19 protein-coding genes are annotated in these 22,927 nt (G+C 70.4%); 11 read left to right on the forward strand and 8 right to left on the reverse strand.

Features of this window, described 5'->3' with window-relative positions; all coding sequences use genetic code 11:
- The first annotated feature begins 109 nt into the window (after positions 1-109).
- The 6 genes from ASG88_RS13630 to ASG88_RS13655 all read left to right on the forward strand — a co-directional run bounded on the left by ASG88_RS13630 (position 110) and on the right by ASG88_RS13655 (position 10,611).
- Positions 110-5,125: a peroxidase family protein gene (locus ASG88_RS13630; RefSeq protein WP_200956447.1), complete on the forward strand. Its 5,016-nt coding sequence runs from the start codon at positions 110-112 to the stop codon at positions 5,123-5,125.
- A gap of 171 nt (positions 5,126-5,296) precedes the next feature.
- Positions 5,297-5,986, forward strand: coding sequence for a response regulator transcription factor (locus tag ASG88_RS13635; RefSeq protein WP_162259849.1), 690 nt, complete (start codon positions 5,297-5,299; stop codon positions 5,984-5,986).
- A gap of 47 nt (positions 5,987-6,033) precedes the next feature.
- Positions 6,034-7,335, forward strand: a complete 1,302-nt coding sequence (locus ASG88_RS13640) for a sensor histidine kinase (protein ID WP_056887989.1) — start codon at positions 6,034-6,036, stop codon at positions 7,333-7,335.
- 99 nt (positions 7,336-7,434) lie between these two features.
- Positions 7,435-8,991: a multicopper oxidase family protein gene (locus tag ASG88_RS13645; protein WP_200956448.1), complete on the forward strand. Its 1,557-nt coding sequence runs from the start codon at positions 7,435-7,437 to the stop codon at positions 8,989-8,991.
- 27 nt (positions 8,992-9,018) lie between these two features.
- On the forward strand, positions 9,019-9,561 hold the full coding sequence (locus ASG88_RS13650) for a hypothetical protein (protein WP_157559733.1): 543 nt from the start codon (positions 9,019-9,021) through the stop codon (positions 9,559-9,561).
- A gap of 183 nt (positions 9,562-9,744) precedes the next feature.
- The gene (locus tag ASG88_RS13655; protein ID WP_056887992.1) at positions 9,745-10,611 is read left to right on the forward strand and encodes an AfsR/SARP family transcriptional regulator; all 867 of its coding nucleotides are present in this window, start codon (positions 9,745-9,747) and stop codon (positions 10,609-10,611) included.
- Between the two features lie 240 nt (positions 10,612-10,851).
- Here the strand turns inward: ASG88_RS13655 and ASG88_RS13660 are convergent, their stop codons facing one another.
- From ASG88_RS13660 to rpmH, 8 genes are all read right to left on the reverse strand, one after another.
- Positions 10,852-11,874 (reverse strand): ParB/RepB/Spo0J family partition protein, encoded by a 1,023-nt coding sequence (locus ASG88_RS13660; RefSeq protein ID WP_056887993.1) that lies wholly within the window; start codon positions 11,872-11,874, stop codon positions 10,852-10,854.
- Positions 11,871-12,665: a ParA family protein gene (locus ASG88_RS13665; RefSeq protein ID WP_321163828.1), complete on the reverse strand. Its 795-nt coding sequence runs from the start codon at positions 12,663-12,665 to the stop codon at positions 11,871-11,873. The genes ASG88_RS13660 and ASG88_RS13665 overlap by 4 nt, the downstream gene beginning before the upstream one ends.
- 523 nt (positions 12,666-13,188) lie before the next feature.
- Positions 13,189-13,899, reverse strand: coding sequence for a 16S rRNA (guanine(527)-N(7))-methyltransferase RsmG (rsmG, locus tag ASG88_RS13670; RefSeq protein WP_056887995.1), 711 nt, complete (start codon positions 13,897-13,899; stop codon positions 13,189-13,191).
- A gap of 43 nt (positions 13,900-13,942) precedes the next feature.
- The gene (locus ASG88_RS13675) at positions 13,943-14,551 is read right to left on the reverse strand and encodes a R3H domain-containing nucleic acid-binding protein (protein ID WP_200956450.1); all 609 of its coding nucleotides are present in this window, start codon (positions 14,549-14,551) and stop codon (positions 13,943-13,945) included.
- Positions 14,552-14,602: 51 nt separating this feature from the next.
- Positions 14,603-15,583, reverse strand: coding sequence for a membrane protein insertase YidC (gene yidC, locus ASG88_RS13680; protein WP_082600434.1), 981 nt, complete (start codon positions 15,581-15,583; stop codon positions 14,603-14,605).
- Positions 15,584-15,841, reverse strand: a complete 258-nt coding sequence (yidD, locus tag ASG88_RS13685) for a membrane protein insertion efficiency factor YidD (RefSeq protein ID WP_056887996.1) — start codon at positions 15,839-15,841, stop codon at positions 15,584-15,586.
- 13 nt (positions 15,842-15,854) lie between these two features.
- Positions 15,855-16,199, reverse strand: coding sequence for a ribonuclease P protein component (gene rnpA, locus ASG88_RS13690; RefSeq protein WP_056887997.1), 345 nt, complete (start codon positions 16,197-16,199; stop codon positions 15,855-15,857).
- 33 nt (positions 16,200-16,232) lie between these two features.
- A complete protein-coding gene (gene rpmH / locus ASG88_RS13695; protein ID WP_056887998.1) occupies positions 16,233-16,370 on the reverse strand; it encodes a 50S ribosomal protein L34 in 138 nt (45 codons plus the stop codon).
- 495 nt (positions 16,371-16,865) lie between these two features.
- Between rpmH and dnaA the strand changes: the two genes are divergently transcribed.
- From dnaA to ASG88_RS13720, 5 genes are all read left to right on the forward strand, one after another.
- Positions 16,866-18,311 (forward strand): chromosomal replication initiator protein DnaA, encoded by a 1,446-nt coding sequence (dnaA, locus tag ASG88_RS13700; protein WP_414858640.1) that lies wholly within the window; start codon positions 16,866-16,868, stop codon positions 18,309-18,311.
- A gap of 506 nt (positions 18,312-18,817) precedes the next feature.
- The gene (gene dnaN / locus ASG88_RS13705; protein WP_056888000.1) at positions 18,818-19,951 is read left to right on the forward strand and encodes a DNA polymerase III subunit beta; all 1,134 of its coding nucleotides are present in this window, start codon (positions 18,818-18,820) and stop codon (positions 19,949-19,951) included.
- 73 nt (positions 19,952-20,024) lie between these two features.
- Positions 20,025-21,005, forward strand: a complete 981-nt coding sequence (gene gnd / locus ASG88_RS13710) for a phosphogluconate dehydrogenase (NAD(+)-dependent, decarboxylating) (protein ID WP_056888001.1) — start codon at positions 20,025-20,027, stop codon at positions 21,003-21,005.
- A gap of 7 nt (positions 21,006-21,012) precedes the next feature.
- The gene (gene recF / locus ASG88_RS13715; protein ID WP_056888002.1) at positions 21,013-22,155 is read left to right on the forward strand and encodes a DNA replication/repair protein RecF; all 1,143 of its coding nucleotides are present in this window, start codon (positions 21,013-21,015) and stop codon (positions 22,153-22,155) included.
- The gene (locus ASG88_RS13720) at positions 22,145-22,726 is read left to right on the forward strand and encodes a DUF721 domain-containing protein (RefSeq protein WP_056888003.1); all 582 of its coding nucleotides are present in this window, start codon (positions 22,145-22,147) and stop codon (positions 22,724-22,726) included. The genes recF and ASG88_RS13720 overlap by 11 nt, the downstream gene beginning before the upstream one ends.
- Positions 22,727-22,927 lie beyond the last annotated feature (201 nt).

Below are 22,927 nucleotides of genomic sequence, written 5' to 3' on the forward strand. Positions count from 1 at the left end.
AGCGTCGGGTCCCAGAATCAGGCCACGGCGAGACACAAGACGCAGGTTCTCGGTGTTCCTGGCCCTCCTCCTCGGGATGGGGATGCTGCAGGGAACCCTCGTAGCGACCATGTCGACGAGCGCCAACGCGGCCGTCGGCCAGGGGTTCAACCTCAACCGGTCGGACATCCGCTTCATCCTGCGCCAGATCAAGATCTCGGAGGAGCACGCCCGCACGCGCTCGCAGGCGAACCCGTGCGGGACGCTCGTCGGCTCGGGGGAGTTCCAGGTCCCCGCGACGGGCAACGGTCGTGAGCTCCCTTGGGGCCTGCGCACCATCGACGGCACGTGCAACAACCTCTTCGCCGGCCGGGAGAAGTGGGGCGCCGCCGACACCGAGTTCCCGCGGCACGCGCCGGCCTCCTTCCGCGCAGCCGAGGGTGGCACGTCCTACGCCTCGAAGTCCGGCACGGTGCAGGACTCCCAGCCCCGCCGGATCAGCAACCTGATCGTCGACCAGAGCGCCGACAACCCGGCCGCCGTCGAGGCGGCAGGCCCCAACCCCGTGATCGAGTCGGGCACGCTCCAGATCCCCAACGTCGCTCCCGACGTCGGCCTCTCGGCGCCGTACAACTCGGTCTTCACCCTCTTCGGCCAGTTCTTCGACCACGGCCTCGACCTGGTGACCAAGGGCGGCGGCACGGTCTTCATGCCGCTGCAGCCCGGTGACCCGCTGTTCGTCCAGGGGAGCCCGACCAACTTCATGGTCCTCACCCGCGCCACCAACCGGCCCGGGCCCGACGGACTGATGGGCACGGAGGACGACATCCAGGAGGCGGCCAACACCACCACCGCGTTCGTCGACCAGAACCAGACCTACACGTCGCACCCGGCCCACCAGGTGTTCCTGCGCCACTTCGAGCTCAACGCGGCCGGTGACCCGGTCGAGACCGGCGGGCTCCTCGAGGGTCCCGGCGCGACCCCCACCACCCCGGAGGGCATGGCCACCTGGGGCACCGTCAAGGCGCAGGCCGCGGCGATGCTGGGCATCCAGCTCGCCGACAGCGACGTGCTCAACGTGCCCTTGCTGGCCACCGACCCCTACGGCAACTTCACCCGGGGTGCCAACGGCTACCCGCAGATCGTCACAGCCGACGGCCTCGTCGAGGGCGACCCGACTGCCGACGGTGGCCTCGGGCTCCCGCTGCCCGCAGGCACGCTCCGCACCGGACACGCGTTCCTGGACGACATCGCGCACAACGCAGTGCCCTCGGGCACGAAGACCCCGGACACCGACACGGTGGTCAACGGCCCCGGACCGCTCGCGGACGCCACGACGTACGACGACGAGATGCTCGACGCCCACTTCGTCGCGGGTGACGGCCGGGTCAACGAGAACATCGGCCTGACGTCGATCCACCACGTCTTCCACTCGGAGCACAACCGCCTCGTGGAGGACATCAAGAACGTCATCACCACGACCGAGACGGCGGCCAACATCGCCGAGTGGCAGGTCAGCCCGGGAGTCTGGGACGGCGACCGGCTCTTCCAGGCCGCCAAGTTCGTCACCGAGATGGAGTACCAGCACCTCGCGTTCGAGGAGTTCGCGCGCAAGGTGCAGCCGATGGTCAACGCCTTCGGTGAGGGCGGCACGGGCTACAACGCGGCGGTCAACCCGTCCATCCGTGCCGAGTTCGCCCACGCCGTCTACCGGTTCGGCCACTCGATGCTCAACGAGACGGTGGCCCGCCGCAGCGCGAGCGGGGCGAACACCAGCATGCCACTGCTCCAGGCGTTCCTGAATCCGCCAGCCTTCCGAGGGGCCGACAACGCCCTGAGTCCGGACCAGGCCGCTGGAGCCGTCTTCCGCGGCAGCGCGCGACAGGTGGGCAACGAGATCGACGAGTTCGTGACCGGCGCCCTGCGCAACAGCCTGCTCGGACTGCCCCTGGACCTCGCGTCGATCAACATGGCGCGAGCACGGGAGCAAGGAGTCCCGACGCTCAACGAGGCACGGCGCAACTTCTACGCCGCGTCCAACAACAGCGCGGTCGCGCCGTACGAGAGCTGGGCCGACTTCATGTTCGGTCTCAGGCGGCGTGAGTCGTTCGTCAACTTCATCGCGGCCTACGGCCGGCACCCGTCGATCACGGGCACCAACGCCGAGCGCCGCGCCGCGGCGCAGATCCTGATCGCGGCCGACGAGACGAACAACCCCGACAACACGCCCGACGACGCCGCGGACTTCATCAACAGCACCGGCACCTGGGCGACCCAGTCCACCGGCCTCGAGGACATCGACCTGTGGATGGGTGGACTGGCCGAGAAGCCGATGGTCTTCGGCGGTCTCCTCGGTCCGACGTTCAACTACGTGTTCGAGAAGCAGATGGAGGACCTCCAGGACGGCGACCGGTTCTACTACCTGTCCCGCACCGCGGGCCTCAACCTGCTGACCCAGCTCGAGGGCAACTCGTTCGCCGAGCTGATCATGCGCAACACGGACGTCACCGCACTGCCGGCGGACGTGTTCTCCCGGCCGGACTTCGTCTTCGAGGTCGCCAACCTCGGCACGACGGGTCCCGTCCCCGACGACGTCCTCACCGAGGACTGGAACGAGGCCACGGAGCTCACCAGGATGGCCAACGGCACGCTCCGGTACGCCGGACCCGCGCACGTGGTCTTCAACGGCAGGGACTGCCCGCCGGAGACGGAGCCGTGTGCTGCCGCCAACGACCGGGTCTGGTCGAGCGAGGGTGACGACACCATCCGCGGCAACGGTGGCAACGACTGGATGCAGGGGGGTGACGGTGTCGACAACCTGATCGGTGGGCTCGGCGACGACATCCTCAACGACCTGGCCGGAGACGACACCCTCAAGGGTGGCGACGGCGACGACGCACTGTCCTCGGGCCAGGGCTTCGGTGCCGACCTCAACCAGGGCGGTCGTGGCAACGACTTCATCGTCGGCGGCAACGACATGACCGAGTCGTTCGCCGGTCCCGGTGACGACTACGTCATGGCCGGTGACGGCGAGGACACGGTCTTCGGCGACGACGGTGACGACTGGATGGAGGGTGGTCGTGGCCCGTTCAACCTGCTGCAGGGCGACAACGGTGCTCCCTTCCAGGACGACCCGAACGAGCCCGGTCACGACGTCCTGATGGGCTACGGCGGCGAGACCGACTACGACAGCGAGGGCGGCGACGACATCATGCTGCTCGGCAACGGCATCCAGCGCTCGGAGGGGATGCTCGGCTTCGACTGGGCGACCCACAAGAGCGACCCGTTCGCGGGTGACTCCGACATGGAGATCATCGGGGCCCTGCCGCCGTCGGTGGAGACCAACAAGGACCGGTTCGACCTGGTGGAGGCGTTGTCGGGATGGACCTTCGACGACACCCTGCGCGGTGACGACCGGGCCGCGGCCGACCTCGGGACCGACCACGAGCTCAACGCGGCGGGCATCGCCCGCATCGCCGGGCTGCAGGACGTGCTCGGGACCGGCGTGACGTCCTTCCAGGGAGGCAACATCATCCTGGGTGGCGCGGGGTCCGACCTGATCGAGGGTCGTGGCGGTGACGACGTCATCGACGGCGACAAGTGGCTCAACGTCCGGGTCGAGGCTCCCAACCTCGCGACGGCCGACACTGCCGACACGATCCTGGTCGACAGCCTGGCGGCCCTCCAGGCCGACGTCTTCGCCGGTCGCATCGACCCGGGATCGCTCCGGATCGTGCGGACCATCGAGACGACACCGGCGGGCACCGCGGTCGACACCGCGCTGTTCACCGGGGCCAGGACCGAGTACACGATCACCGAGAACGCCGACGGGACCACCACGGTGGCCCACACCGGCGGCACCGGGCTGGACGGCACCGACACCCTGCGGGGCATCGAGGCCATGCAGTTCGCCGGTGACCCCGTGGCCACCGCACCGGGCGCGGTCACGAACGTCACGGCCGTCGCGGGCAACGCCCAGGCCACCGTCAGCTTCACCGCTCCGGCGGACGACGGCGGCTCGCCCATCACCGAGTTCCGGGTCGAGGTCCTGACCGGCGGCGTGGTGCAGAGGACGGTCCAGGGCATCGCCCCGACCGCCACCAGCACCGTCGTCACAGGGCTGACCAACGGCACGCCGGTCACCTTCCGGGTGATCGCCGTGAACGCGGTCGGTGCCGGCGCCACCTCGGTGGCCTCGGCGCCGGTGACCCCGACGGCCGTCACGGCCCCGGAAGCGCCGACGATCGGCAACGCCACGGCCGGCAACGCGTCAGCCACCGTCAGGTGGACCGCTCCCGCCAGCAACGGCGGGTCGGCGATCACCAGCTACCAGGTGCAGGTCCTGGTCGGCGGCGCGGTGCAGAGGACGGTCCAGGGCATCGCCCCGACCGCCACCAGCACCGTCGTCACCACGCTGACCAACGGCACCGCCTACACCTTCCGGGTGCTCGCGGTGAACGCGATCGGCACGAGCGCCCCGTCGGGGGCGTCCAACTCGGTGACACCGACGGCTCCGGTGGTCCTCACGGCCCCGGGGGCGCCGACCATCGGAACGGCGGTCGCGGGCAACGCGTCGGCCACGGTCAACTGGACCGCCCCTGCGAACAACGGCGGGTCGGCCATCACGTCGTACCGCGTGCAGGTGCGGGTCGGGACGAACGTGATCCGGACGGTGACCAACATCGCCCCCACGGCGACCAGCACGGTCGTCACCGCCCTGACCAACGGCACCGCGTACAACTTCCGGGTGCGGGCGGTCAACGCGATCGGAGTGGGAGCCCTGTCGGCGGCCAGCAACACGGTCACCCCGACGGGTCCGGCACCGGCGACGGCGCCGGGGGCACCGACCATCGGCACCGCCGTGGCCGGAGCAGCGGCCGGAGCGCCCATCAACGCGACGGCCAACTGGGCGGCGCCGGCCAACACCGGTGGTTCACCCATCACCGGGTACCGCGTGTTCGCACTCAGGATGAGCGCCGCCGGGGCAGTGCTGCAGACGACCCAGTCGGCAGTCCTCCCCTCGACCGCCCGCTCGTTCTTGATGACCCTGCCGCAGACCGGTAACTACCGGTTCCAGGTGGTCGCCATCAACGCGGTCGGCACCAGTCCGAGATCGGCCAGGTCCAACCTGGTCGCAGGGAGGTAGCCGGCGACACGACCAGGGCACCGGAGGCGAGGGACCCGACCCCCTTGCCTCCGGTGCCCTCTTTGTCCCGTCCTGTCCCCTCTGCTGGGGAAATCCGACCCTCGGGAGCACCTGATGACGCACCTGACTCCTAGCCTTCTCGACACCTGTCGGTCCTGGGGAAGGGTCCTGATGACGATCTACATGCAGCCGTCGCCTCTCGCGGTCGAGCCGGCCGACGAACAGGCGGACACGACCCGGGCGCGCCGCGTCGTCCTGGTGGACGACCACCGCACCTTCGTGGAGCTCCTCCAGTTCGCCCTGGGCAGCGCCAGGTCCCTGTCCTGCGTCGGCGTCGCCTACACCCCCGAGGACGGCCTCGAGGTCATCGGCGAGCACCATCCGGACCTGGTGGTCATGGACTACGAGTTCCCCGGCTCGCCGTACGACGGGATCCAGGCGACGGCCGCCGTCACGGCCCGCTTCCCCGACGTCCACGTCGTCCTGCTCACCGGGCACGCCGACGCCGACCTCCTGCACCGCGCGGCCGCTGCCGGGGCGCGCGCACTGCTGCCCAAGGACGGCTCGCTCCCCGACCTGCTCCACGCACTCCAGACCATCGGACCCGGAGCGCTGCTGGTGCACCCGGGGATGCTCCACGAGGCCGCGCCGGCCCAGGTCGACCCGCTCAGTGCGCGTGAGCACGACGTCCTCGCCATGCTGGCCCTCGGGCTCCGCGCCCAGGACATCGCCGACCAGCTGGGGATCTCGAAGAACACCTGCCGCGGCTACATCAAGTCCCTCCTGTGCAAGCTGGACGCCCACACCCAGCTCGAGGCGGTTGCCAACGCTCGGAGACGGGGACTCGTGACGGACCCGTGAGGTCCACAGGCCGCCGACGTGAGCGTGCCGAACGGTCCGTCGTACAGGTGGCGATCACCCGGTTCGCCGTCCTCACCTTCCTCGCGCTCGCCGGCGTGGCCTCCGTGACGGTCTACATGAGCCTGCACATCGCCCGGGACGAGGCCGTGCGGGACGCCCGCAACCGGACCATCGGCATCGCGCGGGGGATCGCCGCCCCGCTCGTCAACACCGAGGTCCGGGAGGGCAACCCGGAGGCCATGCGCGCCCTGGACGACGCCCTGAGCAACCGGATGCGCGACGGCACGGTCTCCCACATGGTCGTCTGGGACGTCGACGGCACCCCCATCTGGGGCGACAGCCCCGAGGAGATCGACCACGACGACGGACTGCCCGTCGCCCTGACAGCCGTCGAGGCGGTGGAGGGCGACGCCGTCGACCGGGGGCCCGAGCCCCTCCAGCACGTGGGCACCGGCACCGACGACCTGGTCGAGGTCTACGTCCGGGTCCTCGACGCGGACGGCACCCCCTTCGTCTTCGAGGCCTACACGCCCCGCGGCAAGATCCAGGCCGACGCGCGGGTCCTCATGCGGGAGCTGCTGCCCCTCACCCTGGGGTCCCTGCTCGTGCTCGTCGCCGCCATCGTTCCCCTCTCCCTCACCCTGGCGCGTCGCATCGACCGCGCCAACGCAGGTCGTCGCGACATCCTGCGCCGCTCCCTCCGGTCGTGGCAGGGAGAGCGCGAGCGCCTTGCCCAGTCGCTGCACGACGACGTGATCCAGGACCTGTCGGCCATGGGCTACGCCCTCCCCGTGGTGCTGGAGGCGCTGCCCGACGACCAGCGCTCCGCGGCGGCGCGGGCCATGGGCGAGCAGATGACCGGGGTGCTGATCCGCAGCGTCCGCGCGCTGCGCGGCGTGCTCACCGACCTCGCCCCGTCGGGGCTGGAGGACGCGGACCTCGACGCAGCGTTGCACGCCCTGGCCCAGCGGCACCGGGAGCACGGGCTGGGGGTCGACCTGTCGACGGACCCCGACCTGGGCGTGGGCAAGGCGGCCGGCACCCTCGTCTACCGCATCGTCCGCGAGGGGCTCCACAACGTCGCCAAGCACGCGGACGCGACGGCGGTGACCGTCCGGGTCGCCCGCCGCGATGCTCTCGTCGACGTGACGATCGACGACAACGGGCGTGGCCCGGCGCGTCCGGAGGGCGAGGACGGCCACGTGGGTCTGCGGCTGCTGGAGCACTTCCTCACCGACGTCCACGGCAGTCTCGAGCTCGTCGAACGCCCCGGTGGGGACGGCGGCGCCCGGCTGCGCGCCGTCGTACCGGCCCGGCTGCCCGAGCTCGACGAAGCACTGCGCGACTGAGCGACGGGCGTCCGGGCGACCTCCCATCTTTTCCCAAGCGCCTCCTCCTAGCGTGGGTGGATCGAGAGGGAGGTCGTTGTGGACCTGACACGACGAGACATGGCCAAGCTGTCACTGCTGGGGGGTGCGGCGGTGGCCCTGCCGCTCGAACGCGCGCTCGGGGGGCCGGCCACCCTGGCCAACCGGATCGCCACGAGTGCGTTGCCGCTGCCGTTCACGGTCCCGTTCGCCAGACCACCGGCCATCACGCCGTTCCGCTACGACGACACCACCGACTACTACCGGGTGTCGATGGAGCCGGCCATGAAGGAGATCATCCCCGGCCTGCAGACCATGGTGTGGGGCTACAACGGCTCCGTCCCCGGACCCACGTTCCGGGTCACCAAGGGGCGGCGGGCGGTGGTCCGACAGGTCAACAACCTGCCCAGTCGGCACCCGGTCCTCGACTACACCCCCTGGACCTCGGTGCACCTCCACGGCTCGGCGTCGCTGCCGCAGTACGACGGCTACGCCAGCGACATCTCCAACCCCGGGCAGTGGAAGGACTACGTCTACCCGAACGTGCAGCACGCCCGGACGCTCTGGTACCACGACCACGGGGTCCACCACACGGCCCAGAACGTCTTCATGGGCCTGGCCGGGATGTACATCATGACCGACGCCGTGGAGCAGGCCCTGCCCCTCCCGCGCGGGGAGTACGACGTCCCGCTCATCGTCTCCGACATGATGTTCAACGCCGACGGCTCGCTGCTCTTCAACCTCGACGAGGACTCCGGCTTCTACGGCGACGTCATCGCCGTCAACGGGCGGCCCTGGCCGCTGATGAAGGTGCAGCGCCGCAAGTACCGCTTCCGCATCCTCAACGCCTCGGTCTCCCGGTCCTACCGGTGGTCGCTCTCCGACGGTCGACCCATGACCGTCGTGGCGACGGACGCCGGCCTGATGGCCGCGCCGAGGAGCGTCACGAGCATCCGTCACGCCCCCGCCGAGCGCTACGAGGTGGTCATCGACTTCGCCCGCTACGCGCCCGGGACCCGGATCACGCTGCGCAACAGCTCGCCCAAGAACAACGTCAACTTCGCCAACGTCGACAAGGTGATGGCCTTCGAGGTGACGGGCGACCCGTTCGACCCCGCCAACAACCAGGTCCCCGCCGTCCTCGAGCCCGATCAGCCGGCGATGTCGCTGACCGCGGCCGACTCGATGCGCACCCGCCAGTTCGTCTTCCGCCGCGACGGCGGCGAGTGGGTCATCAACAACCGGACGTGGGAGGACGTCGTACGCAGCAACTTCACCCTGGCGCTGGCGACCACCAACAAGAACGACGTCGAGACGTGGGAGCTGCGCAACCCCTCGGGCGGCTGGCACCACCCCATCCACGTGCACCTGGTGGACTTCAAGATCCTCTCGCGCAACGGCCAGCCGGCCCAGCCCTGGGAGCAGGGGGCCAAGGACGTCGTCTTCCTCGGCGAGAACGAGACCATCAGGCTCCTGATCAAGTTCGACGGCGGCTTCGGGAAGTACATGATGCACTGCCACAACCTCGTGCACGAGGACCACGACATGATGGGGCAGTTCGTCGTCCTGAATGGTGCCAACGTCGCCGACGACCCGTTCTCCGTGCCGGCCCGCAACCTGCCCGAGACCCCCCTCTGACGCGCCATGGCGACCACCATCCCGTCCGTGTCGTCGAGCGGCTCGCTCGACGAGCCCCTCCCCGGCGAGGGCTTCGTCCTCGCCGCGGCGATGGGGGCAGCCATGGCCGGGGTGATCCACCTCGTCGTCGTGCCGGGGCACTGGGCGGTGTCCGCCCCGATGAGCGCGTTCTTCCTCGGTGTCGGGGTGGCGCAGCTGGTGCTGGCCGCCGCCCTCGGGCGCGGCCTCCCGGACGCTGTGCTCGTCGGCGTGATCTCCGCGCACCTCGCGATCATGGGCCTGTACGTCGCGTCGCGCACCGTCGACCTGCCCTTCGTCCCGCCGCACGACGCTGCGCACGAGATGGAGCACCTACCCGTGCCCGGGGCGGTCGGCAACGGCATCCCGACCTATCCGGGCTCACGCGTGGAGCCGGTCGGTGTCCTCGACCTCTTGTGCCTGGTCGCCGAGCTGGTCCTCGTCGTCTCCCTGGCCGCGCTCCTCCCGCCACGTCTGCGCGGGATCGTGACCACCGTGATGGCGGGCGCCGCGGTGCTGGCGGTGCTCTGGCGGGTGTGGGTCCTGTCCTGAGCCCGTCCTCGAGCCGACTCGAGCTGCGCCACCGGCTCCGTCCCGGCGCACGAGTCCGATCGGGTCAGACGAGTCCGTCCGGGTCAGTGCCGTTGGGGGGACCGACAACCCCCTCGCAGGGGCTGATGCTGCACCCTCGCCCTCCCTGACGATGAAGTCCGGACGGGGAGCGGAGGGGTCTTGATGATCGGGGTCACGTTGCTGGGCCAGATGTCGGTGGACGGGGCGGTCAGGCTGGGGGCGGCCGACCTGGGGGGCGTCAAGCCGCGCCAGCTGCTCGAGCTGCTGGCGCTGGAGCACGGTCACCCGGTGCCCAAGGAGGCACTGGCCGACCGGTTGTGGGAACAGCGGCCGCCCAGCGGGTGCATCACCACGCTGGAGAGCTACGTCTGCCTGCTGCGTCGCAAGCTGCGGCTGCCGGCGGGACGGCACAGCGCCATCGCCACCAGTCACGGGGGCTACCTGCTGGACCCCGAGCACGTCCGGGTGGACCTCGACGACGTACGGCGCCTCCTCGAGGGTGACGCCGCCTCGGTCCTGCAGGGCCTCGACCGCATCCCGGGGGACCTGCTGGCCGACGAGCCCTACGCGAGCTGGGCGGAGGAGGCGCGGACGTCCTTCGCCGACCTCCTGGCCACGTCCTGCACGCGGGCCGCCCGGGAGGCCAACGCCGCCGGGGACCACGCGACGGCCGTACGACTCGCCACCGAGGCCACCCGGCGGGCTACCTTCTCCGAGCCTGCCCTGCGCGAGCTGATGCGCGGGCTCGTCGGCATCGGCGACCGGACCGCGGCCCTGCGCGCCTACGAGGAGATGCGGTCCCGGGTCGCCGTCGACCTCGGTCTCGACGTCGACGCCGAGACCCGGTCGCTGTTCCTCGACACGCTCCAGCAGGACCGCAGCACCGGGCGCGACTGCGACCGGGCAGAGGCATCGGCGCTGGTCCGGCTGCTCCGGAGCACCCTGGACAGCAACCCCGAGGTGCTCACCGGGATGCCGGGCTCCCTCGCGCTCGTCCGGGCGCTCCGGGCGTTGCCGGCGACGGGCTGAGACGTGCCGCTCAATCGACACATCAATACCTCTACTTGTTGCTACATCGCTTTGTCGACAAATACTGTTCTTGCAGGTCAGGGGCTCGCCCGTGCATAGTTTGGGATGATCTGGTCGGTTCTGCTGCCGCCTTTCCGACCAGATCGTCCCAAACTATGCGCGCTCGGAGGGTCGTCGGGGCGGGCACGCGACGCCGGACGTACGACGCCCGGGGCGCCGCCAGCGGTCGCCGGGCGGGCCTCAGATGGGACGGTCGGTGCGGTTGCGGGGGTCCATGACCTCCACGATCCGCCGCAGGTCGTCGAGCGAGGCGAACTCCACGGTGATCTTGCCCTTGGACTTGCCCAGGTCGACCTTCACCCGGGTCTCGAACCGGTCCGAGAGACGCTCGGCCAGGTCGCCCAGGCCCGGTGCGGTCGGGCGGGAGCGCTGGGTCCGCGGGGACCCGGTCCGACCGGGGCCGACGGAGACGATCTCCTCCAGACCGCGCACGCTGATGCCCTCGGCCGTGACCCGGGCCGCCAGACGGTCCTGGAGGTCGGCGTCCTCGACGCTGAGCAGGGCCCGGGCGTGCCCGGCGGACAGCACGCCGGCCGCCACGCGGCGCTGAACCGCGGGTGAGAGCTTGAGGAGCCGCAGCGTGTTGCTGATCTGGGGGCGCGAGCGGCCGATGCGCTGGGCGAGCTCGTCGTGGGTGCAGCCGAAGTCCTCGAGCAGCTGGCCGTAGGCGGCCGCTTCCTCGAGGGGGTTGAGCTGCGAGCGATGGAGGTTCTCCAGGAGGGCGTCCCGGAGCATGTCGTTGTCGTCGGTGTGCCGGACGATCGCCGGGATGGCGGTGAGGCCGGCCTCCTGCGAGGCGCGCCACCGGCGCTCGCCCATGATCAGCTCGTAGGAGTCCTCGCCCGTGCGGCGCACGACGACCGGCTGGAGGAGACCGACCTCCCGGATCGAGTGGACCAGCTCGCCCAGGGCCTCCTCCTCGAAGACCTGCCGTGGCTGGCGCGCGTTGGGACGCACCTGGTCGATGGGGAGCTCGGCGAACCACGAGCCGGCCACCTCCCCACCCGCTGCGGAGACGGGCGCCGAGGTCTGGTTCGACGTGGTCGTGTCCGCACCGGACCCCTCGCTCGCCGTCACGTCCACACCGTTGTGCGTGGGTGACCCCGGCGCCTCCGTCAGGGCTGCCTCGGGGGGAGCCGTAGGGATCAGGGACCCGAGGCCGCGGCCGAGGCCACGGCGAACCGGCTTGGGGGTGGACGTCATCGTGGTGCTCCCTTGGTGGCGATCTCGCGGGCCGCCTCCAGATAGCTGAGGGCACCCGCCGACGCCGGATCGTAGGTCATCACGGTCTGCCCGTACGACGGCGCCTCCGACACACGGACCGAGCGCGGCACCGCGGTCTTGAGGACCTCGGTGCCGAAGTGCTCGCGCACCTCGCTGGCGACACCGGCCGCCAGCCGGGTGCGTGCGTCGTACATGGTCAGGAGGATCGTGGAGACGACGAGCGCGGGGTTGAGGTGCTTGCGCACCATCTCCACCGTCTCGAGGAGCTGGCCGAGACCCTCCAGCGCGTAGTACTCCGCCTGGATCGGGATGAACATCTCCCGCCCGGCCACCAACGCATTCAGCGTGAGCAGGCCGAGCGACGGGGGACAGTCCACCAGCACGTAGTCGAAGCGCTCGTCACCCGCCTCCGTGGCCGTCCCGATCCAGGGGTGCGCGGCGAGAGCCTTCTGCAGCCGGCTCTCGCGGGCGACCACGCTCACGAGCTCGATCTCGGCGCCGGCCAGGTCGATGGTGGCGGGCACCACCCACAGACCGGGCAGGTCCTCGCTCGGCGTCATCACGTCGGCGAGCGGCTCACCCTCCACCAGCATGTCGTACGTCGAGGGCACGCCCCGGTGGTGATCGATGCTCAGCGCCGTCGACGCATTGCCCTGCGGGTCGAGGTCGATCACGAGCACGCGCTGCCCGAGCTGGGCCAGCGCGGCGGCCACATTGACCGTGGACGTCGTCTTGCCGACCCCGCCCTTCTGGTTGGCCACCACGAACACGCGAGTCTCATCGGGACGCGGGACCTCGCGCCCCCGGTGCAGTCCGCCCGTGCGTGCCAGGACGGAGTGCTCCGCCGCTCGCGCCAGTGGAGTGGTCTCGTCGTGGAATCCCGTGGTGCCCTCGGCCACCTCGGCGGCAGTCCGCACCTGGAAGGGCCGGGCCGGTGTTTCACGTGAAACCGACGACGATCCGGTTGTTTCACGTGAAACCGCCGAGGGTTCACCCTGTGGATGAACGGGGCTCGTCTGTGGATACTCACGCTCAGCAGGGCGGTCGACACCGGTGGAAAACTCTGTGGTGTCACCGGACACGCTGTCCCGGTCGTCCCGGGGGAGGGAGGCGTGCGTCGGGTGGTCCTCAGACACGAGGGAGGCCTTTCGCTGTCTCACGCGGGCACGCGTGTTCAGGACGGACAGAATTTCAGGACAGGCATGGTGCAGGGACGGGCATGTGCGGGAACGGACATCGTGGCGAAGCACTGGCGCAGGAAGACGCACCACGGACCACGCCGGCCCGCGCTGATCAGCGGGAGCGACGACGTCGCGAGCTGCGCTTCGCCGGAGCAAGCGGCCAACCTACCTGCGCAGGGTCGGCCCAGGCCACTCTCAGCGCGTGGGTGCTGTGGACGAGGACACCGTCACCGAGGGTCAGCACCTCCGGCTCCGCGCAGCGCCACTCGCTGAGCACCGGACGGGCCGCGTCGATCTCGTCCGCGACGTTCGACCCCTTCATCGCCACCAGGGCGCCGTCGGGGGAGACCAGGGGCATGGACCACTGCAGCAACCGCTCCAGGGGCGCCACTGCCCGCGACGTGACCACGTCGAACGTGCGTTCTCCGTGCAGCGCATCGGCCCGGCCTCGCACCACGTCCACGTGGGGGAGCGAGAGCGCCGTCACGACCTCCTCCAGGAAGGTCGTCCGCCGCAGCAGGGGCTCCACCAACGTCACCCGGAGGTCCGGTCGTGCGATCGCAAGCACCAGGCCCGGCAGCCCGGCCCCGGAGCCGATGTCGCAGACGCTGGCTTCCTGTGGCACCACGTCACCGAGGACCGCGCAGTTGAGCAGGTGGCGGTCCCACAGACGGGGAGCCTCCCGCGGTCCGATCAGGCCTCGGACCACGCCCTCGGTCGCCAGCAGGTCGGCGTACGCGATGGCCAGCGGCAGGCGGTCGGACGCAAACACCCTCCCGGCCTCGTCCGGCGGGGAGGGTGCGCGGTCGTGCTGTTCGGTCACGGGACTCGTTTCACGTGAAACACGGACCTGATGGGGGACCCGATCAGGCAGGCAGGATGACGACGTAGCGCTTGGGCTCCGCGCCCTCGGACTCGGAGGTGAGACCCGCGGCGGCCACGGCATCGTGGACGACCTTGCGCTCGAACGACGTCATCGGCGACAGCGAGAGCTGCTCACCCGTCTCCTTCACGACCGCGATCTTCTCGGCGGCGAGCTCCACGAGTCGAGCGCGCTGGTCGGCGCGATGCCCGGAGATGTCGAGCATGAGTCGCGAGCGCTCACCGGTCTCGCGGTAGACGGCGAGCCGGGTCAGCTCCTGGAGCGCGTCCAGCACCTCGCCGTTGCGGCCGACCAGCTGGGAGAGGTCGGCACCGACGATGGAGACTGCCGCGCGGTCACCCTCCACGTCCATGTCGAGGTCCCCGTCGAGGTCGGCGATGTCGAGCAGCTCCTCGAGGTAGTCGGCGGCGATGTCGCCCTCCTGCTCGAGGCGCTCCACCTTGGAGAGGCGCCCTGCCTCGGAGCCGGTGTCGTCGGAGGCGCTGTCGTCGGTGCTGACGCCCTCGTGCGAACCGCCGGCGACGTCCTCCGTCGAGGTGTCGGTGCTGTCGCTGTCCTGCAGGGTCTCGGTCGGATCGCTCACGTGGGTCACTCCTGGATCATCGATGGGCAGCGGGTCTCCCCGCGGACAACTGGGGAAGGGTCAGGAACCCTTGGGCTTCTTCTTGGCCTGCCGCTGCGCCTTGGTCTGGCGCTTGGGCTGGACGCGGGGGGCCGCCGGGGGCTCCTTGACCGCGGTCGTGGACCCGAGCTCGTTCTGCGTCGCCTGGGCCTCGGGCGCCACGCCCTTGCGCATCGCCTTGGCCTTGTCGCGCTCCTCCTTGGCGGCGAATGCCGGGGTGCCCGGAGCGGGATTCCTGCGGATCACGTAGAACTGCTGGCCCATCGTCCACAGGTTGGAGGTGGTCCAGTAGAAGAGCACGCCGATCGGGAACGCGATACCGCCGACCGCGAAGACGACGGGGAGGACGTAGAGCAGGAGCTTCTGCTGCTGGGCGTAGGGACCCGTGAGCGCATCGGCCGGCATGTTCTTGCTCATCAGCTGGCGCTGGGTGAGGAACGTCGTGGCCGTCATGGCGAGCACCAGGACGGCGGCCAGCAGTCGCACGCTCCAGTCGTCCGTGCTCAGGAAGGTGTCGGAGATCTTGGCCCCGAGGAAGACCGCGTCGCGGAACTGGTTGTTGAGCTCCTCGGTCATCAGGCCGCGCTCGACCGCGGGATCCTTCGCCGCCTGGTCGATGAGCCGGAACAGCGCCAGGAAGATCGGCATCTGCAGCAGGATCGGCAGGCACGAGGCGAACGGGTTGGTGCCCGAGTCCTTGTAGAGCTTCATCGTCTCCTGCGCGAGACGCTCCCGGTCGTGGCCGTACTTCTTCTGCAGCTCCTTGACCTTGGGCTGGATCAACTGCATGTTGCGGCTGGACTTGATCTGCTTCACGAAGAGCGGGATCAGGGCGATCCGCACCACCAGGGTCAGGCCGATGATGGACAGCACCCACGCCACGCCCGAGGCCGGACCGAAGATGTCGCCGAAGACGTTGTGGAAGCCCAGGAGCACCGCGGAGATGACGTAGTACAGCGGCGCCATGATGAAGCCGCCCACGGCCTGGAAGAAGTCGATCACTCATGCTCCTCGGGTGGAGGTGGGATCCGGGCCGGCTGGTGCGGCACGGGGTGGAACGGGGTCGTAGCCGCCGGCGGCCCACGGGTGGCACCGGGCGAGTCGTCGTACGGCGAGCCAGGTGCCGCGGATGGAGCCGTGCTGGGTGACTGCCTCGAGCGCGTACGCCGAGCAGGAGGGGTGGTAGCGGCAGACCTGCCCGTAGAGCGGGCTGATGACCGCGCGGTAGGCGCGGAGCAGTCCGATCAACAGCAGTCTCACGCATGCACCTCGGTCACGACATCACCCTCGACAGGCAACGGTCCAGGTCGGCCCCGAGTTCCGCGTACGACGCCGTGGCGCTGGCCGGGAGGGCGCGGACCACGAGGACGGCAGAACCCGAGAGCTCCTGCAGCGATGGCAGGTGCTCCCGGGTCAGGTGCCGGAGCCGACGCTTCACACGGTTGCGGACCACGGCGTTGCCCACGGCCTTGCTCACCACGAATCCCGCACGGACCGGTGCGTCCGGCTCGCTCCGGTCCAGGTGGACCACGAGGGTCCGGGCCCCGGAGCGGTGGCCGGAGCGGACCGTGACGCGGAACGCGTCACTGTCGACGAGCCGGTGGTGCGCCGGCAGCACGGCCGTGGCCCTGAGCAGACGCCGAGGCGTCGCTCAGACGGCCAGGTCCTTGCGGCCCTTGCGGCGGCGCGAGGACAGGATCGACCGGCCGGCGCGCGTGCGCATGCGCAGGCGGAAACCGTGCACCTTGTGACGGCGGCGGTTGTTCGGCTGGTACGTACGCTTGCTCACGAGTTGTCTCCGATGCGTTTTCTGAAGGTGTCCACTCCACAGCCGGTGGATCGGTGCTCCGACCCGGTGCGGGGCACCGGTGCGGGACGGCGCTTCGGCCGGCACCGCCCACCCACGCGCACGCCCCGGTGGGCGTGAAGTCGTGGACATGCGGCACCCGTCGACACGAAGTGGTGACAGGGGAAGGTCGTGCATCGCCCAGAGGCGACCGGCCAACGGTACGCGGGAGGCGAAGACAGGGTCAAACCAGCGATGATGACACGAGTCCCACGCCTGTGGATGACTTCTTGCCGCGAGTGTCGCGACCTTGTTAGGTTGCGGGCGATCCGGTGCGACGAGATGGCCCGCACCACCGCTCTTCCCCCGCGGTACGGCGCTCTGACGCCGACGACGGCGTTCGCTGACCGATGGTTCACAGACTGTGGAAAACTCTGTGGAGCACCCGAGGTCCGCACACCGCGGCCGGGTCGAGACCAGCGAGGCGTGGAGGCAGTCGTGGAAGACCCGGAGACCGACCTCGGAACGGTCTGGCGCTCGATCGTCCGTGACCTCCAGCCCAACCAGCGGGCCTGGCTGCGGGCCAGCGAGCCCGTGACGCTGCACGAGAGCACCGCGATCATCGCCGTGCCCAACGACTTCACCCGCAACCAGCTCGAGGGTCGGCTCCGGGGTCAGCTCGAGGACTCCCTGAGCGACGCGCTCGGTCGCGAGATCCGGCTGGCCGTCACGGTCAACCCCGCCCTGGACGACGGCGGCACGACCCCCCTGCCCGAGGTCTCCGACCAGCAGGGCATCGACATGTCGACAAAGACACATGACGACATGTCGGCACCGCTGGGAGCGATCCCCGCCCCGACGGCCGCGGACGAACAGGCCGCCGAGCGGCGCGCCGGCTCCGCGCTCGAGACGCGCCTCAACCCCAAGTACACGTTCGAGACCTTCGTCATCGGCTCGTCCAACCGCTTCCCCCACGCCGCAGCGGTCGCCGTGGCCGAGGCACCGGGCAAGGCCTACAACCCTCTGCTCGTCTACGGGGAGTCCGGCCTGGGCAAGACCCACCTCCTGCACGCGATCGGCCACTACGTGCGCAGCCTCTACACCGGGGCCAAGGTGCGCTACGTCTCCAGCGAGGAGTTCACCAACGAGTTCATCAACGCGATCCGTGACGACCGGCAGGACCGCTTCAAGCGGCGCTACCGCGACGTGGACGTGCTGCTGATCGACGACATCCAGTTCCTCGAGGGCAAGACGCAGACCCAGGAGGAGTTCTTCCACACGTTCAACACCCTCCACAACGCCAACAAGCAGATCGTGCTCACCTCCGACCGCGCCCCCAAGCGCCTCGAGGCGCTGGAGGACCGGCTGCGCAACCGGTTCGAGTGGGGGCTCATCACCGACGTCCAGCCCCCCGACCTCGAGACCCGCATCGCGATCCTGCGCAAGAAGGCCGCGATGGACCGGCTCACGGCGCCGCCGGACGTGCTCGAGTTCATCGCCAGCAAGATCCAGACCAACATCCGCGAGCTCGAGGGCGCGCTGATCCGGGTGACGGCGTTCGCCAACCTCAACCGCCAGGAGGTCGACATGACCCTGGCCGAGATCGTGCTCAAGGACCTGATCCCCGAGGGCGGGGAGCCGGAGATCACGCCCGGGCTGATCATCGCCCAGACGGCCGCCTACTTCGGCGTCTCCATCGAGGACCTCACCGGTCCGAGCCGCGGACGCCACCTGGTGATGGCCCGCCAGATCGGCATGTACCTCTGTCGGGAGCTCACCGACCTCTCGCTGCCCAAGATCGGCGCCGAGTTCGGCAACCGCGACCACACGACCGTCATGTACGCCGACCGCAAGATCCGCCAGCTGCTCGCCGAGCGTCGCGCGGTCTTCAACCAGGTCAGCGAGCTCACCAACCGGGTCAAGATGCAGGCCCGCCAGTCCTGACGCGGCACCGGACAGCCGCGCACGACGGACACCCGACGAGTCACACGTCGGTTCACACGTCGGACCACACGTCGGACCGCAGCCCGAGAGCTGTGGAGGACGTGTGGTTCCACCCGGCCAGTCGTGCACACCCCCTGTGGGAATCACACGCACCGTCGTCCACGGACCCGCTGTCGTACACACCCCGGTCCGGGGGTCGACAGGCTCGTGCACACCCCCTGTGCACAGAGATCGAGCGCGACGACCTGCGACAACGTGAGTTGTCCACAGTTTCCACCGACGCTATGACTCCCACGAACCTCTACACGGATCGATCACCAGTCCAACGTCATACGGCCCCCTGCCTGGGGACAACCTGACCTGCACCACCCCACGACGAGGATCGGCATGGCAGGATTCACCTCCCACGGACAGGTTCGTGTGACTCGACCCTGCCCCGACCCTGCTCGTGGATCGTTGTCCCGCCTCCACCGCAGCACGCCTTCCACAGCACCGAGGAGCCCGCAGTGAAGTTCCGCGTCGAACGCGACGTCTTCGCCGATGCCGTTGCCTGGGCGGCCCGAAGCCTCCCGGTCCGTCCCAGCGCCCCGGTGCTCGCGGGTCTCCTCATCGAGGCCAGCAACGAGGGCCTGGTGCTCTCGACGTTCGACTACGAGACGTCCGCCCGGGCCGACCTCACGGCCCAGGTCAGCGACGACGGCAGCGCCCTGGTCAGCGGCCGGCTGCTCGCGGACATCTGCCGCAGCCTCCCCAACAAGCCGGTCGACGTGGTCCTCGAGGGCCCCAAGGTCCAGCTGACCTGCGGCTCGGCGCGCTTCAGCCTCCAGACCATGCCGGTCGAGGACTACCCCAAGCTCCCGGACATGCCCGCCGCCACCGGCACCGTCTCCAGCAACGACTTCGCGCACGCGGTGGCGCAGGCCGTCACCGCCGCCGGCCGTGACGACATGCTGCCGGTGCTGACCGGCGTACGCATCGAGATCGACGGCCCGACCATGTCGCTGCTGGCCACCGACCGGTTCCGGCTCTCGCACCGCGAGCTGACCTGGAACCCCCAGACCCCCGACGCCTCGGTCGCGGCCCTCGTGCCCGCCAAGGTGCTCGGCGACACCGCCAAGTCGATGACCTCGGGCGCCGAGGTGACCATCGCCCTCAGCACCGGCGGCACCGGCGAGGGCCTCATCGGCTTCCAGGGCTCCGGCCTCGGCGGCGTACGACGCACCACCACCCGCCTGCTCGACGGCGAGTTCCCCAAGGTGCGCGCGCTGTTCCCCAGCGAGCACCTGACCGTCGCCAAGGTCAACAAGCAGGAGCTCATCGACACCGTCAAGCGCGTCGCCCTGGTGGCCGAGCGCAACACCGCGGTGCAGCTGAAGTTCGGTGACAACCAGCTCGTGCTCGACGCCGGCAGCGGCGACGAGGCGATGGCGACCGAGGCGATCGACGCGGAGATCACCGGCGAGGACCTGACGACGGGCTTCAACCCGCAATTCCTGCTCGACGGCCTCACCGCGCTCGACGGGGAGTTCATCGACCTGTCGTTCACCCAGGCCACCAAGCCGGTGGTCATCTCGAGCACCGACGGCAGCGCCGACAACGGCTTCCGCTACCTGCTCATGCCCCGTCGCCTGCTCAGCTGACGCGAGCATCGGGCCGCGCCGGAGCGCGTGGTTGAGTGGCAGCAGCAGCGACATCGTCTTGGAGGGCACACGCATGGACATCGGACTCGTCGGCCTCGGCAAGATGGGCGGCAACATGCGCGAGCGGTTGCGCCGCGCGGGCCACACCGTGGTCGGATTCGACCGCAACCCCGACGTCAGCGACGTCGAGTCGCTCGCTGCCCTCGTCGAGGCCCTGCCCTCTCCCAAGGTCGTCTGGGTCATGGTCCCGGCCGGCGATCCCACCCGCGCCACGGTCAAGGAGCTCGGCGAGCTCCTCGGCGAGGGCGACGTGGTCGTCGACGGCGGCAACTCCCGCTGGACCGACGACATCGCCAACGCCGAGCTGCTGTCCGGCAAGGGCGTCGGCTACGTCGACTGCGGCGTGTCCGGAGGCGTCTGGGGCCTGGAGAACGGTTACGCACTCATGTACGGCGGCGACGCCGCCGACATCGCGAAGGTCCAGCCCGCCTTCGACTCGCTCAAGCCCGAGGGCGACTTCGGGGCCGTGCACGCGGGCAAGGTCGGCGCCGGCCACTTCTCCAAGATGGTCCACAACGGCATCGAGTACGCCGTGATGCAGGCCTACGCCGAGGGCTGGGAGCTGCTCGAGGCGGCCGAGCTCACCGACAACGTGACCGAGGTCTTCCGCTCGTGGCGCGAGGGCACCGTCATCCGCTCGTGGCTGCTCGACCTGATGGTCGCGGCGCTCGACGACGACCCCGGCCTGAGCCAGATCGCCGGCTACGCCGAGGACTCCGGCGAGGGTCGCTGGACCGTGGAGGCCGGCATCGAGCACGCGGTCGCCACCCCGGCCATCACCGCGGCGCTCTACGCCCGGTTCGTCTCCCGCCAGGAGGACTCGCCGACCATGAAGGCCGTCGCCGCGATGCGCAACCAGTTCGGCGGCCACGCGGTCAGGACCGCGGCCCCCAAGGGCGGCGACGCCTCCGGGGCCACCGACCACTCCCCCGACCAGTCGGGTGCGGCCCAGCAGGCCGGCGCCGGCGAGGGTCGCCAGACGGGCGAGAGCTAGGTCCCACGTGCATGTCGCACACCTGACGCTGCACAACTTCCGCTCCTACGCCGACCTCGACGTGGAGCTGGGCCCCGGCGCGACGGCGTTCATCGGTCGCAACGGGCAGGGCAAGACCAACCTCGTCGAGGCCATCGACTACCTCTCGCGGCTCTCGTCCCACCGGGTCGCCTCCGACGCCCCCCTGGTCCGGGCGGGCACCGACCAGGCAGTGGTCCGTGCCGCCGTGGTCAAGGACGGGCGTACGGCGCTGCTCGAGGTCGAGCTCAACCCGGGCCGGGCCAACCGGGCGCGGATCAACAAGTCCCCGCTCCCCCGCCCCCGCGAGATCATCGGCCTCGTGCGGACCGTGGTGTTCGCCCCCGACGACCTGACCCTCGTCAAGGGCGACCCGAGCGACCGGCGCAAGTTCCTCGACGACCTGCTGATCCTGCGCGCCCCCCGGCTGGCCGGGGTCCGCTCCGACTACGACCGTGTGCTCAAGCAGCGCAACACCCTGCTCAAGACCGCCGGGATCGCCCGCGGCGAGGCCCGCGAGACCGCGATCTCGACCCTCGGCGTGTGGGACGCCCACCTGGCTCGGGTCGGCGCCGAGCTGCTCGCCGCGCGGCTCCGGCTCGTCGACGACCTGCGGCCCTACCTCGGCAAGTCCTACGAGGCGGTGGCCCGCGGGGCGAGCCGCGACGACGCAGAGATCGACTACAAGCCGTCCTTCGAGCTCGACGGCGCCACCGAGGCCGGCGACCTGACCGAGGCGCTGCTCGCCGAGCTGGAGCGGCGCCGCAAGGACGAGCTGGACCGCGGGATCTCCCTGGTGGGCCCGCACCGCGACGAGCTCCAGCTCACCCTGGGCAACGACGACCTCCGGCTCCCGGTCAAGGGCTACGCCTCGCACGGGGAGTCGTGGTCCTTCGCGCTCGCGCTGCGCCTGGCGTCGTACGACCTGCTGCGCGCCGACGGCGACGACCCGATCCTGGTGCTCGACGACGTGTTCGCCGAGCTGGACGGTGAGCGCCGACAGCAGCTGGCCGAGCTGGTGGCCGGTGCCGAGCAGGTGCTGGTCACCGCGGCCGTGGCCGCCGACGTGCCGGTCGCGCTGCAGGGCGTGCGGTACGTCGTGGCCGACGGGGAGGTGCGTCGTGACGAGTGACCCCCCCGAGGAGGGGACCGCCTCCGACGAGCTGCCGACGACCGAGCCGGTTCCCGAGCACCGCGACGACGGGCTCGACCTGGCGCGCGCCGCCCGCCGGGCCGCCGGCGCGGTCCCCGGCCAGCCGACGGCCAGGAAGCGCAAGCGCTCCATGCCGTACGACGCCCCGCGTCGCCGCGGTGGCCCCCGCACGTCCGGGGCGTTCCCCTCCGACCGCGACCCCCAGCTGATGGAGACCGCGATGGGCCGGCTCATCGCCAACCACGGGTGGGAGCTCGACCTGCGGGTGCAGTCGGTCTTCGGCCGGTGGGCCGAGCTGGTGGGTGACGAGGTGGCCTCGCACTGCACGCCCGAGTCGTTCGGCGACACCCGGCTGGTGGTGCGCACCGACTCGACCGCGTGGGCGACCCAGCTCAAGCTGCTGGCACCGACCATCGTGCGCCGGCTCAACGAGGAGCTGGGGCACGGGACGGTCACCGTCATCGACATCCAGGGGCCCCACCTGCCGAGCTGGAAGAAGGGCCGCTTCACCAGTCGCGACGGCCGCGGGCCGCGCGACACCTACGGCTGATCCCCCGACGGCGTACCTCGAAATGACGATCTCCCGGCCGTACCGGCGTACAGGGACCTGTCCGACCCCCTGATCGGCGCTCCGCGAGCCCCTCACGGGGCGCTCAGGGGCACTTTTCATCCACAGGTGGCCCGATTGGGAGGGCACATGCGTGGATTGTGGGCCCGTGACGGGTAGACTCAGTCGTTGGGTCGCCGGCTC

Origin of the sequence: Nocardioides sp. Soil777 (assembly GCF_001428425.1) — a bacterium.
GTDB classification, from domain to species: domain Bacteria; phylum Actinomycetota; class Actinomycetes; order Propionibacteriales; family Nocardioidaceae; genus Nocardioides; species Nocardioides terrigena.